The 1,998-nt window shown below is 46.1% G+C and carries 1 protein-coding gene; it reads right to left on the bottom strand.

The features are described 5' to 3' along the window. Positions 1-83: 83 nt before the first annotated feature. Positions 84-1,385, bottom strand: a complete 1,302-nt coding sequence (ltrA, locus tag CLV42_RS33570; protein WP_106606320.1) for a group II intron reverse transcriptase/maturase — start codon at positions 1,383-1,385, stop codon at positions 84-86. Positions 1,386-1,998: the final 613 nt, after the last annotated feature.

Genomic DNA, 1,998 nt, shown 5'->3' with positions numbered 1-1,998 from the left:
TTGGTTCCGGGTAGAGCGGATCGTTACCTCCCCGCTCCCCCACAGACCCGTACGAGCGGATTTCCCGCATACGGTTCCTCTGTCTACGGTTTCGCTAATTGATAGCTGTGATAGACCTTCGGTCTTACAAGGGGTATCCACTCCATCGTTAGCTTCCTTATCTTTTCCCATGTCCAGACACGCTTACCTCCTCGATGGTTTAGCCATTTATAGAGTAAGTTTTTAGTCCGGTTATAGTACGTGTGCAGCTTCCGGATATTGAATGTTATACCATAGTAGGCATAGTGGCCGCGTAGTTTCTGGTTCAGTGATTCTATAAGTTCTGCTATAGGTAGCTTGTGTCTATAGAACTTGATCCAGTCACTCAGACGCTTCAAAGCCGCATTCAGTTTCTTACTGCTTGTTTTGCGCTTAAGGATACGTTTTCCATTTCGGCTTTTACTTATATAGTGAGTAAAACCTAAAAAGTCAAACGTGGTACGGGGATGATCTACTCCATCATCGTCCAGGTCTATTAACCTGGTCTTGTCTGGGTGAAGGGTCAGTCCGTATTTACTTAATCGCTTCGGTAAAGCTCCCATCACTCGTAATGCATCTTCCTTGTTGGTAAACCCAAGAAGAAAGTCATCCGCAAAACGGATCATAAAGCTGTCATCCTTCAGTAATCGCTGGATTTGATCTTTGAACCAGGTATCCAGTACATAGTGTAGGTAAATGTTACTAAGTAACGGAGATATACTACCTCCCTGAGGAGTACCTTCCGTGGGATACACGACCTGACCGTTTTCAAGTATACCTGCCTTCAGCCACTTGTCTATCATTTTCCTTATCACACCATCTTTTATCTTTAGGTCAAGGAACTCACGCAGGCAGCTATGATCTATGCTACCAAAGTAGTTTTGCATGTCTGCGTCTATAATATAACGCATCCGGTTCATGCTCACTTCTCTGGACAGTTGTTCTACTGCCTGGTGTTGGGATTTGCCCGGCCTAAATCCATACGATTCATGATAGAATATCCCTTCATATATCGGCGTCATGACGCGCGATACAGCCGTCTGCAACAGTTTATCTTCCACTGTCGGAAGACCTAGCGGACGCAGCTTTCCATCTCCTTTAGGTATAAATACCCGCCGGATGTTGGGTGCACGGTAGTTACCGCTCCTAAAAGCCGTCAATAACTCGGGGATTCTCTCATTTCTTTGTTTATTGTAATCAGTCCATTTCTCCGCATCTACTCCGCTTGCCCCCTTCTTATTCAGGGAATCGAAGCAGTCATGCAATAGTCTGATGTCAATAAAATCATGCAGGTTAGTCAGCGCTTCTCCCGGATACTTCCTTGCCCGGGCCGCTATCTGCATCTCTACTGTTAACACTTCTTTCATGTCTCTGGTACATTTAGTGTTGCTAAGATGCTAGTTCCGTAAACAGACATCCCCCTTCCCTACTAAGTGGCTTTCATAGAGCTGATTTCCCACCCTTCTAACGGTACTATGAGGATGCTAAGACTGCCTTCGTCCTTCTCCTTACCTTCGATTTCTCTCGGCTCGGATACCGCCCGATATCGCCTTTTCTTTGCGCTTACAAGGTGACGATACAAACCTTGTAAGCCGGGATTGTTCTTGTTCGGTCAATCCTATAAACCGATTTCCGTTTGGAGACGTTAGGCTCTCCTGTGTTTCCGTATCACCCTAGTCTGCCTTTGATATGTTCTCAGACCCCGGTCGAATCGCCCCCACTCGTCTATAACGCAGGTTTGATGTTGCTTTAGCTTTTCGAACAACTAAAGCTTCAACATACAGGAACATTTCGAGGCTCAATAGCATACCTTCAGCAGTCGCTGTCTACGCTTCGTGCCATCATCTCTGACAACTACGCAAGACTCGCTTCCGATGGTTGACTAGACCTTGTCGGACAGGATTGGCTACCTGTCGGGTAATTTCGAGGTGTTTCATCTAAAAAAAATCCCCACCTCACGGACTTTGCACAGCGCAATCG

The sequence above is a fragment of the Chitinophaga ginsengisoli genome (assembly GCF_003014595.1).
Taxonomy (GTDB): Bacteria; Bacteroidota; Bacteroidia; order Chitinophagales; family Chitinophagaceae; genus Chitinophaga; species Chitinophaga ginsengisoli.
This window is presented reverse-complemented; position numbering and strand designations above follow the sequence as displayed.